Annotated in this window: 13 protein-coding genes; 6 read left to right on the plus strand and 7 right to left on the minus strand. The window is 69.6% G+C overall.

Annotation, left to right across the window (positions count from 1 at the left end; genetic code table 11):
- Positions 1-177: 177 nt before the first annotated feature.
- Both LAJ19_RS04240 and LAJ19_RS21900 read right to left on the minus strand, forming a co-directional pair.
- Positions 178-411 carry a DUF554 family protein gene (locus tag LAJ19_RS04240; protein ID WP_255639842.1) on the minus strand — a complete coding sequence of 78 codons (234 nt, stop codon included), beginning with the start codon at positions 409-411 and terminating at the stop codon, positions 178-180.
- Positions 405-521, minus strand: coding sequence for a DUF554 family protein (locus LAJ19_RS21900; protein WP_349774825.1), 117 nt, complete (start codon positions 519-521; stop codon positions 405-407). The genes LAJ19_RS04240 and LAJ19_RS21900 overlap by 7 nt, the downstream gene beginning before the upstream one ends.
- Positions 522-1,112: 591 nt before the next feature.
- Between LAJ19_RS21900 and LAJ19_RS04245 the strand changes: the two genes are divergently transcribed.
- Positions 1,113-1,289 carry a helix-turn-helix domain-containing protein gene (locus tag LAJ19_RS04245; RefSeq protein WP_432804236.1) on the plus strand — a complete coding sequence of 59 codons (177 nt, stop codon included), beginning with the start codon at positions 1,113-1,115 and terminating at the stop codon, positions 1,287-1,289.
- A gap of 26 nt (positions 1,290-1,315) precedes the next feature.
- Positions 1,316-2,071, plus strand: a complete 756-nt coding sequence (locus tag LAJ19_RS04250) for a hypothetical protein (RefSeq protein ID WP_432804228.1) — start codon at positions 1,316-1,318, stop codon at positions 2,069-2,071.
- Positions 2,072-2,665: 594 nt separating this feature from the next.
- Here LAJ19_RS04250 and LAJ19_RS04255 read toward each other — a convergent pair.
- Genes LAJ19_RS04255 through LAJ19_RS04265 form a run of 3 tightly spaced genes read right to left on the minus strand, consistent with a single transcriptional unit; the run spans position 2,666 to position 5,408 of the window.
- The gene (locus LAJ19_RS04255) at positions 2,666-3,925 is read right to left on the minus strand and encodes a cytochrome P450 (protein WP_225477064.1); all 1,260 of its coding nucleotides are present in this window, start codon (positions 3,923-3,925) and stop codon (positions 2,666-2,668) included.
- Entirely contained in the window at positions 3,922-4,761 is an 840-nt protein-coding gene (locus LAJ19_RS04260; protein WP_225477065.1) for a DivIVA domain-containing protein, read from the minus strand. The genes LAJ19_RS04255 and LAJ19_RS04260 overlap by 4 nt, the downstream gene beginning before the upstream one ends.
- Positions 4,758-5,408 (minus strand): YggS family pyridoxal phosphate enzyme, encoded by a 651-nt coding sequence (locus LAJ19_RS04265; RefSeq protein ID WP_225477066.1) that lies wholly within the window; start codon positions 5,406-5,408, stop codon positions 4,758-4,760. The genes LAJ19_RS04260 and LAJ19_RS04265 overlap by 4 nt, the downstream gene beginning before the upstream one ends.
- A 323-nt stretch (positions 5,409-5,731) precedes the next feature.
- Here LAJ19_RS04265 and bamA point away from each other — a divergent pair, with 323 nt between their 5' ends.
- The 4 genes from bamA to LAJ19_RS04285 all read left to right on the plus strand — a co-directional run bounded on the left by bamA (position 5,732) and on the right by LAJ19_RS04285 (position 11,866).
- On the plus strand, positions 5,732-8,323 hold the full coding sequence (gene bamA / locus LAJ19_RS04270; protein ID WP_225477067.1) for an outer membrane protein assembly factor BamA: 2,592 nt from the start codon (positions 5,732-5,734) through the stop codon (positions 8,321-8,323).
- 123 nt (positions 8,324-8,446) lie between these two features.
- Positions 8,447-10,012 (plus strand): Rqc2 family fibronectin-binding protein, encoded by a 1,566-nt coding sequence (locus LAJ19_RS04275; protein WP_225477068.1) that lies wholly within the window; start codon positions 8,447-8,449, stop codon positions 10,010-10,012.
- 56 nt (positions 10,013-10,068) lie between these two features.
- Positions 10,069-10,431 carry an aspartate 1-decarboxylase gene (gene panD, locus LAJ19_RS04280; RefSeq protein ID WP_225477069.1) on the plus strand — a complete coding sequence of 121 codons (363 nt, stop codon included), beginning with the start codon at positions 10,069-10,071 and terminating at the stop codon, positions 10,429-10,431.
- A gap of 79 nt (positions 10,432-10,510) precedes the next feature.
- On the plus strand, positions 10,511-11,866 hold the full coding sequence (locus LAJ19_RS04285; RefSeq protein WP_349774826.1) for an HD-GYP domain-containing protein: 1,356 nt from the start codon (positions 10,511-10,513) through the stop codon (positions 11,864-11,866).
- Between the two features lie 26 nt (positions 11,867-11,892).
- On the opposite strand, the gene LAJ19_RS04290 is transcribed toward LAJ19_RS04285, so the two are convergent.
- Both LAJ19_RS04290 and LAJ19_RS04295 read right to left on the minus strand, forming a co-directional pair.
- Positions 11,893-12,789, minus strand: coding sequence for a carbohydrate kinase family protein (locus LAJ19_RS04290; RefSeq protein WP_225477070.1), 897 nt, complete (start codon positions 12,787-12,789; stop codon positions 11,893-11,895).
- Positions 12,790-12,964: 175 nt separating this feature from the next.
- Positions 12,965-13,471, minus strand: a complete 507-nt coding sequence (locus LAJ19_RS04295; protein WP_225477071.1) for a GNAT family N-acetyltransferase — start codon at positions 13,469-13,471, stop codon at positions 12,965-12,967.
- Between the last annotated feature and the right edge of the window lie 742 nt (positions 13,472-14,213).

The following is a 14,213-nucleotide window of genomic DNA, read 5'->3' on the forward strand; positions in this document are numbered from 1 at the left end:
CCTTGCACCGTAGGCTGTGAAACTGACGAACGGCTGAACTGCACAGCAACCCGGAAGAACGCCGCAAGACCCTCTGAAGATCCGCTGCATAGAATATGCGTTCATGAGTCCCGACTGATACCGGACTCAAGACCCCGGCAGGGTGTGCCAGAGCCCTAACCGGGTCAGGCGCGGGATTCAGGTCAGCGGCCAGATCGTCAGGCCACCCGCACCTGTGATCAACAGCACGTAGGGGTCCGTGTTCAGGACGCTCGGGCCCGCGCCGCCTGGCAGACCCACCGTAAACGACCCCGCTGGCTGAGCGGTGGCGCTCTGTACGATCAGCACCGTCAGTACGCCGAATCCCACCTTCACGCCGTACGCACTCGGCAGGACCAGTGCAGTAATGCCGTCCAGCGTGGCTTTCAGCACGTACGTTCATTGTCGCCGGTCAGGCCATTCTGCAGGCCTCCGATCACGGTCATAGGACCGATGCAGAACAGCAGGCTGGTCGCCTCGAACCCCTCCGTGAACCGGCCCACAACCGGAACCGGCGCCGCAGGGTCTCCCCGAACCGTTCCAGGCTTTCCTCAGTCCCCAGGCGCCCCCTGCACGCGGTTAAGGTTGCCGGCCACGTTCAGCCCGATAGAGAGGGTCGCCAGATTCACGGTCTGCAGCAGGGTCTGCTGCGTGCGTTCCGGTATCCGGCCCTCACGTCCACGGCGGGACCAAGCAGAATGGAATGGTAAGCACGTTGACCAGCGTGCCAGACAGTTGCGACAGCAGACGCATTGCGCGTGACTGTCGAGCAGCGCTGCGCCGGCCGTCCCCGGGGCGCGGAGCCTCGCCAAGACCCCAGCCGGGGGGTCTCAAGAAACCCCCAAGAACATTGACGCGGCCCTGACAGACGGTGTGCTAGCTTCTGAGCAAGTTGAAACGGACCTCTACCAAGCCCGCCCGCCAGCCGCGCCCCTGCGGCCGACCGGGCGGCGCGTCCGTTCTGACGTGTGTGGATGTGCTCAGCCAGCTTTCCGGTGTCGTGACAACTGAATGTGAAGGTGGGGCTGCCGGCGCGCAGCCCCGCCGCGTTTAAGGAGGCCAGAGACGTGACCTTATCCGACCAGTACCAGAACATGCCCAAGCTCCTGAAAGTCAGCGAGGTGGCTGACTTCACCGGCACGCACGAACGCACGGTCCGCCGCTGGATCCGTGACGGCCGGCTGGGCGCCGTGGAACACCCCAACGGCCTGCGCGTGCCCCGCCGGGCACTATGGCGGTTCCTGGGACTGGACCTGGCCCTGAGCGCCTGACCACGCGGCCAGCCCCGGCTGGCACAATGGCAGGCGTGACCGACCCGCTGGTGACCCTCCGCGCGCAGCTGCGCACCTTCCCGCCGGGCGCGGCGCTCCCCAGTCTGCCTGCCGGCCTCAGTGCGGCGCAGCAGGAGGAGGCTGCCGCGCTCGCCCTGCTCAGCGGCCAGCCCCGGCTGGCCCTGGCCTGGACCCGCGAGCCCCAGCGGCGGGCCGCTGCCCTCCTGCGTCTGGGCGAGAGCGCAGAGGCGACCGCAACCCTTCAGCTGCTGCCGGCGGACGCCCGCGTGACCCTGTTGCGCGCCCGGGCAGCCCAGCAGCAGCAGCACCCGGACGCCCCCACCCTGACCCTGGACGCGCGTACAAAGGCGCGGCGTGACGGTGACGGCGCCGCGCTGATTGCCGCCGTGACCCTGCTGGGCGAACTCCAGCTGGCGCGCGAGCCGCACGCAGCGCTGCGTGCCCTCGCCGAGGGCCTGAAAGTGGCCGAACTAATGGGCGAAGCCGCCGACCCGCATCTGCTCGCGGTGCTGGCGCACGCGCAACTGGCCCTGAATTCCCGCAAGGGTCAGGCCACCGCGCACAAAGCCCTGGCGCGCAGTGAGGCGCGCGGCCCGGCGCGCGTGCTGGCCCTGCTGGCCCTCGCGCGCCCTGATGAGGCCCTCGCAGAAGCCCAAGCGGGCGAACTGAGCCGGCACTGGTGGACCTTCACCGTCCCCAACAGTGACGGAGACTCCACGCTGCCCGCCGCACCAGGACCAGCGCGGCGGACGGTAGACTGACGAACTGCGCCGGGTCAAGCAGAGTCCCCCCAGGACCCCTGGATGCCCCGGCTTTGGGGCGTGTCACCACCCCTCCGCGGCGGGGCCCAATCCGCACCCACGCGGTCCGTGCGTCAGGCTGCCTCCCTGGAAGTCCCGTCCCGTGACCTTCCCCGCCAGCACACCAGTCCAGGCATTGGACCGCAGTGCCGAGCAGGGGGGAGGTCTGCGCCGAGGTCCGGTCCAGGGTCAGGTGGTCCGCGTGTTCGCCCGCTGGTTCAGCGGGCCTGCCAGGAGGCGCAAACATGCCGGGTCGGCCTCTGTGGGGGCGCTCGCCTGCCGGTCACAGGGTCTTCCGGGAGGACACCCACCTGATGCCCGTGACCGGTGGTCAGGGCTGCGGGCCGGACCACGCTGCCAGCAGGCTCCCTCGTCCTCAGCGCGCCACCGTCACATTTCCGTTCGGCGCCCGCCGCTTGAGCCGATGGAAGTGGGAATGGCCGCGGCCCCGTGGCCTCCTGCGCGGCCCGCCCACTCCGCCGCTGATCTGGAACGCACGCGAGGTGCCAGGGTCCCAGTGGTGGGCAGTGACCTCCGGGTGTGGCGGGTGCAGGGTCAACCGGCCTGAACGTCCAGGCGCGCCAGACCCCGGATCACGAATCCCCCGGTGTACTGCCCGGGTTCCTGAGGATTCACGAGGCGCAGGGCTGGCAGCGCGCGGCACAGGGCGCGCAGGCTCAGCGCGAGTTCCAGCCGGGCGAGGGGCGCGCCCAGGCAGTAATGAATGCCCAGTCCGAAGGTCAGGTGCGGGTTCGGGTCGCGGTCCAGCTTCAGGTCGTCCGGGGCGTCAAAGCGCTGCGGGTCGCGGTTCCCGCTGGCGTACAGCAGGCTCACGCGGTCGCCGGGGTTCAGGGGCACGCCGTGCAGCGTGAGAGGTTCAAGCACGATCCGCTCGAACATGGGCAGGGGCGTGTCGAACCGAAGGAGTTCCTCGGCGGCGCGCCGGAAGACGCCCAGGCTGTCCGGCACGTGCGCCTGCGCGACCAGCGCGTCCCACTGCGGACGCTGGCGAAGCAGCGTCAGCACTCCGGCCGTCAGGCCGTTCACGCTGGCTTCGTGTCCGGCGTTCAGCAGGAGAATGCAGGTGTCGATCAGTTCCTGCTCGGTCAGGCGGTCACCGTTCTCTTCGGCCTGCACCAGCGCCGTGATCAGGTCATCGCGTGGGTGCGCGCGTCGCTGGGCCACGAGTTCGCGCAGGAGCGCGCTGAAGTCCAGGACGGCCTGCTCCGCTTCGTCCTGGTCGGCGGGCGTGGGCAGTGGTTCGTACAGTTTCACGATGGACGCCGACCAGGGGCGTAAGTGGTGTCGGTGCGCTTCGGGCACGCCGAGCAGTTCCGCGATCACCGTGACGGGCAGCGGCTCGGCGTAGGCACTGACCAAATCGAAGGGACCTGCGGCGCCCAGGGAGCGCAGCTGCGCGTCGAGAATCAGCTCGATGCGGCGCTGCAGGGAGTCCACGCGGCGGGGGGTGAAGGCCAGCTGCAACAGGGACCGCAGGCGCGTGTGTTTCGGCGGTTCGCTGTCCAGCAGGTGGTTGCTGTTGAAAGCGTCGAAGTTCGCCTGCCGCGGGTCGGGGAGGGGCCAGCCGAGTTCATCGCGTGAGTAGCGGTGCAGGGCGCTGCGCCCGAACCGCCGGTCGCGGAGCACGGCGCTGATGTCCGCGTGCCGGGTCAGGACCACGCGCCGCAGGCCGGGGTCGAAGAACACCGGTGTGTCGGCGCGCAGCTGCGTCAGCAGCGGGTAGGGGTCGCGCAGGAACGCCCCGTCCGTCAGGGGCAGCGTGACGTGCGGCAGGGCCGCAGCGGGCGCGCTCACAGGAACTGCTGCGCCTCTATGCGCAGGGGTCGGTCGTCGGCGTCCACCTGGGCAGGTCCGGGCGTGATGAGCGCGTGCCCGGCGAGGGGCGCGGCGTTCAGGTCAGGGGGTGAAGCCGGATCCGTGGCCTGCGCTGCCGCTGTGGGCGGGAGGACAGGCAGCGCTTCGTCCGTGGCCGTCGGGGCGGCGTGTGGCAGGCGGGGTACGGGCAGCGCCGGCTCTTCAGGAGGGACGTGCCGCGCGGCGAGTTCCGTGAAGGAGCCCAGCAGCGCCCGGTAGCCGCTGAGGAACTGCGCGTACTCCTGCCGGGCCGCGGTGAGACGCGCGGTGAGGTCCGCGTGCCGGTCACTGAAGGTGCGTTCCAGCGCGGCGAGCCGTTCAGCCTGGGCGCGTTCGCGTTCCAGGATCAGGTTGTGGTGGTCGCGTTCCAGGTCCGCGAACCGGCCGCGGAACGCCGCTTCCAGCGCGGACTGCCTCGCCTGATGGCCGGCTTCGAGTTCGGTGCGTCGGGCTTCGGTTTCGCGCAGCAGGCCGTCACGTTCCGTGGTGGCCTGCGCGACCATCAGCTCAGCCTCGCGGGCCGCGTTCTCACGCAGCTCGTGTGAGATGCGTTCGGCGGCCACGACTGCCCGGCGGATTTCATCCTCATTCTGCCGCTGCGCTTCGAGGTCCCGTTCCAGGTCCCTGGTCCGTTCCAGGGCGCTGTGGTGCTGCTGAAGCTGGAGTTCGAGGTCGTCGGCCAGATCGTTCAGAAACGCGCGGACGCTGCTGCGGTCGTATCCGCCCATGCGGCTCGGGAATTCCTGGTGTCGGACATCAAGCGGGGTGAATTTCACGAGAACAGACTCCTTCCCACCCTGACCAGGGTGGCTCCAGCGGCGGCGGCCAGCGGGTAGTCCCCGCTCATGCCCATACTCAACTCTGACAGACCCAGATCATGCGCCCGGCGCGCCGTGTCCGTAAACAGGGCCAGCAGGTGCGCGTCCCGTTCGGCCGGCGGCAGGTCCTCCAGGTCCGGCGCCATCACCATCAGGCCCCGCACGCTCAGGCCGGTGGCCTGAACGGCCCGCAGCGTGGCGGGCAGATCGGCGGGGTCCACGCCGTGCTTCTGGCGCTCACCGTTGTGCAGCTGCAGCAGCGTGGCCGGCGCGTGGCCCCAGTCCTGTGCGGCCTGCGCAATGGCTTCCGCCTGCCACGGCGCCTCGATGGAGTGCACCAGCGTCACGTGCCGCAGGTACTTCACCTTGTTGCGCTGCAGGGACCCGATGAAATGCCACTCCAGGTCGGGCCGGAGGGTGGACTTGTCGCGCAGTTCCTGCGCGCGTCCCTCACCCAGCGGGAACGTGCCGTGCGCCAGAACGCACCGCTCGATGGCGTCCAGCGGCTGTCCTTTCGTGACGGCCACGAGGCGCACACTGCCCTCGGGGCGCCCGGCCTGGCGTTCCGCCTCGCGCAGGCGCGCCAGGACTTCCGGAACGCTCAACCGGCCACTCCGGCCCGGGCGGCGCGGCCTGGTCCCTGCATAGGTTCAGAATTCACACACCTATTCTCTCCCAGGGGCCGGTGCGGCTCAAGTGCGCGTTTCGTGAGCAGCTCCCCGCACCTGATCACGAGATTCTCATAACTGCAGTACGCCGTGTGGGGGCGCAGAGCGGGCGCCGGGGCCGCTTCCCAAGTGCGCCGCACAAAACCTTCACCCTTCTCAGCCTTTGTGCCGCAAGTGTGAGCAGCAGTGCACACCGCCCAGCCCCCGGCCAGCAGCAGCGGCGGGGGCGATTTCCACGGGTGTGCGACACTAGGAGAAGCATGCGACACCCCATGACGCTCGCCGTGACCGTCCTTCTTGCCGCGCCTGCCGTCGCCCAGACGGCCGGAACCGTGCAGGACGTGACCGTGGTCGGCACCAGCGAACTGCTGGCCAATTTCATCCGCGCGACCCTCAGCGCCCAGACCGGCACGCCCCTGTCGGGCATCAACCTGCGGCAGGTGGAGCAGGAGGTCGTGGCGACCGGCTACTTCAAGAGTGCCGTGGCCGAACTGCGCACCGTGGCTGGCAAGGACACCCTGGTCATTACCGTCGTGCCGAACGCGACCATCAAGGACGTCACCATCACGGGCCTGACCTTCCTGCCCGCCGAAGGCTTCAAGAAAAGCGTCGCGGACCTGCTGAACGTCGCGCCGGGCGCCACGCTGAACAGCCAGCGCGTCGAGGAAGCCAAGGAGGCCCTCGCGCAGAACTTCCAGAGCGAGGGGTACCCGTTCGCGCCCAGCATCAGCGCGGAGGTGAAACCCAACGCCGACGGCACCGCCAACGTGAACTTCGTGGTTGACGAGACCGCGCCCCTCAGCCGCGTGGAGGTCGAGGGTGTCACGCTGCTGCCTGCCAGCACGGTGACCAGCATCTTCAAGCCCCTCTACGACGCCCGCCGCTTCACGCCCGAGGCGTACTACGCCGCCGTGCAGCAGCTTCAGCAGGCCTACGACGCCGCCGGGTACGTCCAGGCCGGCGTGGACACCCAGAACAGCACCCTCGAGGGCGGCGTCCTGAAGATCCGCACCGTCGAGGGCAGGGTCACTGCCGTGGACCTCAGCGATCTTGGGAATCCCCAGGTGACCCTCCAGACGGTGCCCGGGCAGGCCGTCAGCCTCAGCAGGCTGCAGGCTGACGTGCGTACCCTCTCCAACCAGACCGGCAAGCCCGTGGGCTTCGCGCTGCAGGCCAACCCCGAAAACCCCGCCCAGGTCACCGTGCTGTTCGGGTCGGCCGGCGTGGCGACCGGGCCTGTGAAAGCCATTCAGATTCAGGGCAACACCCTGATTCCCATCGCCACCCTGCAGGCCGCCCTGAAGACCAGGGTGGGCGACGTGTACAGCCCTCAGCTGGCCCAGCAGGACTTCCTGGCGCTGCGCGACGCGTACCGCAAGAAGGGCTACGAGATCAGCACCCGCGACGCCATTGGCTACCAGGACGGCACCCTCACCTACACCATCCGCGAGGTGAAGGTCGCCGGGTACGAACTGCAGTGGCAGGGCGCGCACAACACCAAAGACCGCGTGCTTCTGCGCGAACTGCCCGCACCCGGCGCGGCGTTCAACCGCACCGAGCTGAACGCCGCCCTGGGCCGCATCGCCCGCCTGGGCTTCGTGCGGGTGGTCACCGAGAGCGTGCGCAGCGACCCGCAGAACCCTGAAAGCATCACCTACGTGCTCGGCGTCGCCGAAACGAAGACCGGCATTCCCGTCAACCTGGGCCTGAGCTACGACGCCTTCAACGGCGGCTTCGGCGGGGACGCGGCCTACACGAACAACAACGCCTTCGGCCTGGGGCACACCTTCAGCGTCAGCCTGGGCGGCCAGCAGAACGAAGCCGGGCAGAACCTCGTGGCGAACGTCGGGTACGCCATTCCCTGGCTGGACATTGACTTCCTCGACTTCCGCAAGACCCGCACGAGCCTCAGCATGAACGCCGGCACCAACGTCAGCGGCAACAACGCCCTGGTCAGCCGCGACACCGACACGCCTGCCAAGACCGACACCGGCTGGGATTACACCGTGCGCGACACGTCCTTCAGCGTCAGCGCCGGACGTAACCTCGCGCGCAACCTGACGGCCAGCGTGGCCGCCGGCGTGAGTTACAAGACCTACTTCCTGGAGCCGCTGCAGAGCGACGACAAGAACACCGTCACGTACAAGGACGCCGCCGGCGCCGAGCAGTCCCGCACGTTCACGCAGGGCGACGCGCAGGCCCTGCTGCCCGACACGAACCTCACCACCCGCGTGAGCACCGCGCTGAACTACGACAGCAGCGACAACGGCGAGTTTCCCAGCCGCGGCGTGCGCGCCAGCGCCGCCGCCGGGTACAACTTTGGCCGTCAGGGCGACCTGGCCCTGCGCTGGGGTGACCTGAACGCCGGCGTCAGCACCTACTACGGCCTGGGCCGCACCCTGGAGAAGGACCTGGGCGTCACGACCCGCCAGCAGGTCTTCGCCGTGCGCGCCAACGCCGGCACCATCCTCGGCGCCGACACCGCGCCCGCCGGCACCGGGTACGCCGTGGGCGGCGGCAGCGTCAGCACCGGCCGCCAGATCCGCGGCCTCAAGGACGGCGAGCTGTTCGGCACGAACTACCTGACCGCCAGCGCCGAGTACCGGTACGACTTCGGACTGAAAGCCGGCATCGCCCAGGGCCTGTACGGCGTGGTGTTCGCGGACGCTGGCAGCGCCTGGGGCGGCAGCGCCACCAACACCGACTTCAACCTGAAGTACGGCATCGGCGCGGGCGTGCAGCTGAACCTCGGGATTGGCGGCTCCCTGCTGCCCAGCCTGCGCTTCGACTACGGCTTCAGCCCCCAGACGGGCAACGGGAAGTTCTACTTCCGCCTCGGCAACTTCTGGTAATCCCAGTCGCGGCCCACGCGGGCGCCGGAAGGGAAAGATTCCTTCCGGCGCCCGCGCCGTGCATGCCCCCTGCTAGCATGCCCGGATGAGCCCGTCCCTGCCCTGTTCTGCCGGAGGTCCCCCATGGAAGGGTTGATGCTCGCGCGCGTCCTGCGTGACCTCGGCCCCACCCTGCCCCTGCGCACCCTCGGCTGGGTGTTTCCGGATGAAACCACTGCCGCCCTCCTCCTGGAAGGTCCGGGACTGGAGGGCCGCAGCAACCTCGTCCTGGCCTACCGCCCGCCTCAGCCGGTGGTGTTCCTGTCACGCGAGCGGCTGCGGGGCGAGCCGCGCAGTCCCTTCCAGCGGTACCTCGCGGCGCGCGTCCGGGGTGACCTGCTGCGCGCCGAACAGCTGAAACTCGACCGGGTCATCGCGCTGCACTTCGCCGGAGAGACCGGTTTCGTGGACCAGCCGCCCACCCGCCTGCTGTTCGAGGTGACCGGCCGCAATGCCAACCTGCTCGTTCTGGACGAAGGGGAAGGCTTCGGGGGCCGGATCGTGATGGCCGCGCGCGAGATCACCGGCAGCCGCAACCGCTTCCGGACGATCCGCACGGGCGGCCGCTACGCGCCCCCACCGCCGTACGAGAAACTCGACCCGCGCACCCTGACCGAAGACCAGGCCCGCGACCTGCGGCACCTGCCGGTCGGGCGGTGGCGGGAACGGCTTGACGGCCTGGGTCCACTGCTGAGCGCCGAACTCGCCCGCCGCGCCGACCTGCGCCCCGACCAGGAACCCGGGGACCACTGGCCCGCCGCTCTGAGGGCCGTGCAGACCCTGGTGCAGGACCCCACCGTCAGTGAGGGGGTCATGCACGACGGCGCGCGCGAGGCGGCCCGCACGGAGAAGGCCGTGACCCTGCGCAAGGCGCTGCGTGAACCGCTGGAAAAACGCGTGACCCTGCTGCGCAACCAGCTGTCTGACGTGGCGCGCGCCGAGACCGGGCTGGCGGACGCCGCCCGCGACCGCGAGGAGGCCGACCTGCTGATGGCCTACCAGCACACCGTGCCCGCCGGCGCCAGCAGCGTGACCCTGAGTGCCTTCGACGGCAGCGGAGAGCGGCCCGTGTCACTGGAGCCGCAGCTGAGCGCCGTGCAGAACGCCGAGAAACGCTACGCCCGCGCCCGGCGCCGTGAGGACGTGTACCTGCGCCTCGCCGAACGCGAGGAAGCCCTGCGCGCCGAACTGACCGAAGCGGAGGCGCGCGTGCAGGACCTCGACAGCGCCACGCTCGAGCAGCTCGAAACCCTGGCCGTCCGGGTGCAGAGTGAGCGTCCCGAGAAGAGCCCCTACGGCGCACGGTACACCACGCCCGGCGGATTCGAAGCGCTGGTGGGCCGCAACAACAAGGAAAACGCCACCCTGACCCACCGGATCGGGCGCAGCCTGGACTTCTGGTTCCACGCGCAGGGGTACCCCGGCAGCCACGTGCTTGTCCGCACCGGCGGACGGGACCTGGACCTGCCGGACATCCTGTACGCCGCCCGTCTCGCCGCGGCTCACAGCAAGGCGCGCGGCAGCAGCAACGTGCCCGTGGACTACACCCGGATCAAGCATGTGTGGCGGCCCAAGGGCGCGCCCGCCGGGCAGGTGCACTACACCGATCAGAAAACCGTGTTCGTGGACGGGAGTCCTCCCGACCCCTGAGCGCGCCGGCCCGACCGCACGCGCAGCGCTCTGCCCGGCGGGTACAATGCCCGCTCGTGGAACGCATCATGTTCAGGGCCAAGATTCACCGCGCGACCGTCACGCAGGCCGACCTCGACTACGTGGGAAGCGTCACTATCGATCAGGAACTGCTGGACGCCGCCGACATCCTCGTGAACGAACGGGTGGACATCTACAACATCACGAACGGCAACCGCCTCAGCACCTACGCCCTGAGCGGCCCGCGCGGCAGCGGCGTGATCGGCATCAACGGCGCGGCGGCTCACCTCGTGCAGCCCGGCGATCTGGTCATCATTGCCGCGTACGGCCAGTACACCGAAGAGGAGGCCCGCACCCTGCAGCCCCGCGTGGTGCACGTGGACGCGCGCAACCGCCGGATCGAACTGCAACCCGCATAGGCCCGCCCACTGCCCCTGGCGGGCGGGCAGTCCCCCTTTATCTTTAAAGAATCTGAAGGTGAGTGATAGACTCCGGGGCGTGTCCCGCCCGACCATCTGGTCTACCGCTGCGCTCATCGGCGCCGCCGGCCTGCTGCTGTACTCCGCAGTGGAGTTCCAGTACCCCCTGATGGCCGGCGCCGCCCTCCTGATGGCCGCCGCGACGGTCAGTACGCCTGGCCCGCTGCGCTTTGCACCGCTGGCCGGGTACGCCGTGGCGTTCGTGCTGTCGCTCGCCCTGCCCGGTGCGCGCGCCGGACTGCTGGACCTGCTCGGGGCGCTGCTGGTCCTCGGCGGCCTGGGCTTCCGGCTCCTGCACGAGCAGCACACCGTGCGGGAACTGGCGTGGCAGCGCAACACCATCGCCGCGCTGCATGCCGGCAGTGAACGCCTTGCCGATGCGCGCGACGCCGACGCGATCATCCGCGCCGGCGTCGGCATCCTGGATAAACTGCAGGTCGCGCCGAACCTCGCGTTCGTGGCGTACCGTCACGGCACGCCGCATATCCTGGCCGCCAAGGGCGCCTTCGAAGCCTTCCTGGAGCGCCCCATGTACCCCAGCGACAACGACAGTCGCAGCGTGCAGGCCGACCACTGGGTGGCCGAGGAGGCCCTGGCCCTCCTGAAGAAGAGCCAGCGGCGCCGCCACCACGTCGCGCCGGTGTACGGCCGGGCCTCCAACCCCCTGGGCGTGCTGATCCTGACCCGCAACGACACCGAACCCTTCGACGAGGACGAGAAAAGTGTCGTGGCGTCCTTCGCGCGTCTGCTCGGCGCTCAGCTGGGCCAGTGGAACGCCATCCGCGACCTGCGCGACGCCAACGACCTGACCCTGCGCTCACTGGGCGCAGCGCTGGAACACCGCGACGACGACACCGGAGGCCACACCACCCGCGTCGTGACCATGAGCGTCCGCCTGGCCCGCCGCCTCGGCTGGGACGAGGACCAGGTCAAGGCGCTGCGCTGGGGCGCCTACCTGCACGACCTGGGCAAGCTTGCCATTCCTGACGCCGTGCTGCACAAACGCGGGCCACTGGATTTCGAGGAACGCAAGGTCATCCAGACGCACAGCACCATCGGGTACGACATGTTGCAGGACCTGCATTTCCTGCCCGCTGAAACGCTGGACCTCGTGCGCTACCACCACGAGCGCTGGGACGGCACCGGGTACCCCAGTGGCCTGCGCGGTCAGAGCATCCCGGACACCGCCCGTCTGTTCACCATCGTGGACGTGTTCGACGCCCTCACGAACGCCCGCCCCTACAAGCCCGCCTGGACGCGCGACCGGGCCGTGAGCGAGATCCGCATGCAGGCCGGGCAGCAGTTCGACCCGCAGTACGTTGAAGCGTTCGTGCGGATGATGGCCGAACACGACGACGCCCACCTCGTCATCTGACACGCCCAGGCGGGCGGGGCCAGACCTCAGCTCAGGCCAATCTCGGCGCGTGTGGGCGCGTAGGCCCCGGCATGCGAGCAGGCCGCGGCCGCCGCCCGCAGCCCCACACCCAGGTGCTCGGTCCACAACGCGTCCGGGCGTTCGGTGGCGCTCACCAGCAGGCCCGCGCACAGGGCGTCACCCGCGCCCACGGTGTCCACCACCTGCACCGGCGCGGCCGGCAGGGACGCGTGCCCGGCCGCGTGATACAGCGTCGCGCCAGCGGCGCCGCGCGTCACCACGATGGGTGCTTTCGCGTTCATGCCCCGCAGGCGGCGAAGCACGTCGGCCTCACTGAGGTCCGGAAAAAAGAACTGGAGGTCCTCGTCACTGAACTTCATCAGGTCAGCGCGCCGCGCCACGGACTCGAACACCGCCGGGTAATCCGGATGCCGGTGCGTGATGCGCGCGTTCGGGTCGAAACTGACTTTCATGCCAGCCGTACGGGCCGAGTCGATCACGCCCAGCAGCGTGTCGGCCAGCGGCCAGCGGCTGAGACTGATGCCGCCCACATGCAGCCACCGCGCTGCGTTCAGCCAGCCGGCGGGCAGCCGCGCCGGGTCGAAGTGCAGGTCCGCGCTGTTCTCTCCCAGGAACCGGTACGCCGGGGGGCTGGCCGAGTACACCACGGCCATCAGGGTCGGGGCCGCCACCCGCTGCAGGAAACGCAGATCCAGCCCGGCCTGCTGTGAGGCGCGCGTCAGGTCATCGCCGAAGTTGTCGTCCCCGACCGCGCCCGCAAAGGCGCTGGGGACGCCCAGTGCCGCGCACGCCCGCGCGACGTTCCAGCCTGCGCCGCCCGTATGGGCCTGCCAGGAGCTTCCCCCGGCCGTCACAAGGTCAATCAGGGCTTCTCCGGCACTCACGATCAGCGGCAGCGACATCGCCCTCATGCTACCCCGGTGGCCTCGTGACCACGGAACCACGCCGCCCGCCTGTCTGACCTTAGACCACACCACGCCCCGGTGATCTCCGGACACGCCACCTGCCGCAGGCGTGACCAGAGCCGCTTCCAGAGGACAGCACAGTGGTCACGCCGACCACCTGACCGCCCTTGCGTCAGCGTGAACGGCAGGGAACTGCCAGAACCGGGTACCGGTACAGCACCACCCGGAAGTCGAACACGTCACGTTCCCCCACGCGCTCGAACCCGAAATCCTCGTACAGGCGCTGCAGCGCCGGGCGTGTCACGGCGGTATCCAGCTTCAGCCACGGCCGCTCCGCCGCGCGCGTCAGGTCCACTGCGTGCGCCAGCAGCGTGCGGCCCAGCCCCTGCCCCTGCGCGTCCGGATGCACCGCCAGCTTGTGCAGGTACAGGGCCTCGTGGGCCGGGTCGTCCGGCCAGAAAGGAGGGTCGCTGGGCAGCAGCGCGTACGCGCCCACAGGCCCGGCGCCACGCCAGGCCACCTGCCAGGTGGGTGCCGGGTAGTGCCGCGCGAGGCGCTCTGGCGTGACACTCTCCGGCGTCCAGAGGGTACGGCCCTGAGCCTGCAGGTGCCGGGCACTGGCCCGGACCACTGCCGCGGCGGCATTCAGGTCGCCGCTGGTAAACGTAAGGGACTGCATGCCCCCCAGCCTAGAACGAAGGGCCACGGAGCAGCCGCGCCTCGTCCACAGGCTGCTGGCAGGCGCAGGCCTGACCAGGGGCCTCAACTTCAACCCTGCGTGGAGGAAGGCATCTCCCTGATCTCCTCGGTGCCGTTCGCGCTGGCCCCGTTTTATGACCCTACGCTGCTCCGGGTGGTCCTTGCGCACCGCTTCGTTATTCACCGCCCTGGCGCGGAAATCGTCGTACTCCACCTTGGCGGGCGGCTCTCAATCCCAACGCCCGGGAACGATTCGTTGTGTCCGGCGAGGGCGTTGTCTCACGCCTCCGGGACCACGGCGCCCGCCATACCGGCGGGGAACTCCGCTGCGGCGCCAGGCCCACCCGGAGCGGAGTTGGAACGCCCAGCGGGCGCACCCTTGTTCGGGATCACTGCGCGGCACGAAGTGGAACACCAACTGCCGCCACTGGCCACCACCGACCCTGCTCCTGACGCTGGCTGAACAGAGCCTCACGCCTACCCCGCAGACAGCCGGGCGCTCGCGCTGCTGATGCTCAACACCGACCGCCTCAGGAGCATGAACGGTCTGTCCAGATCCGGCGCAGAGAAATGTGCCGCGCAGCGTCGCGCCAGCCTGCCAGACGTGACTGCGGCGGGCCGACCCCGGTCTGGCAGGGAGGATCTCGTGGCGCCATCGCCCGAGACCATGCCGATCAAACGTACCGGCTGGTCAAATACCTCCGTAAAGCCGGAGAGGCGCC

Source organism: Deinococcus taeanensis, from assembly GCF_020229735.1.
GTDB classification, from domain to species: domain Bacteria; phylum Deinococcota; class Deinococci; order Deinococcales; family Deinococcaceae; genus Deinococcus; species Deinococcus taeanensis.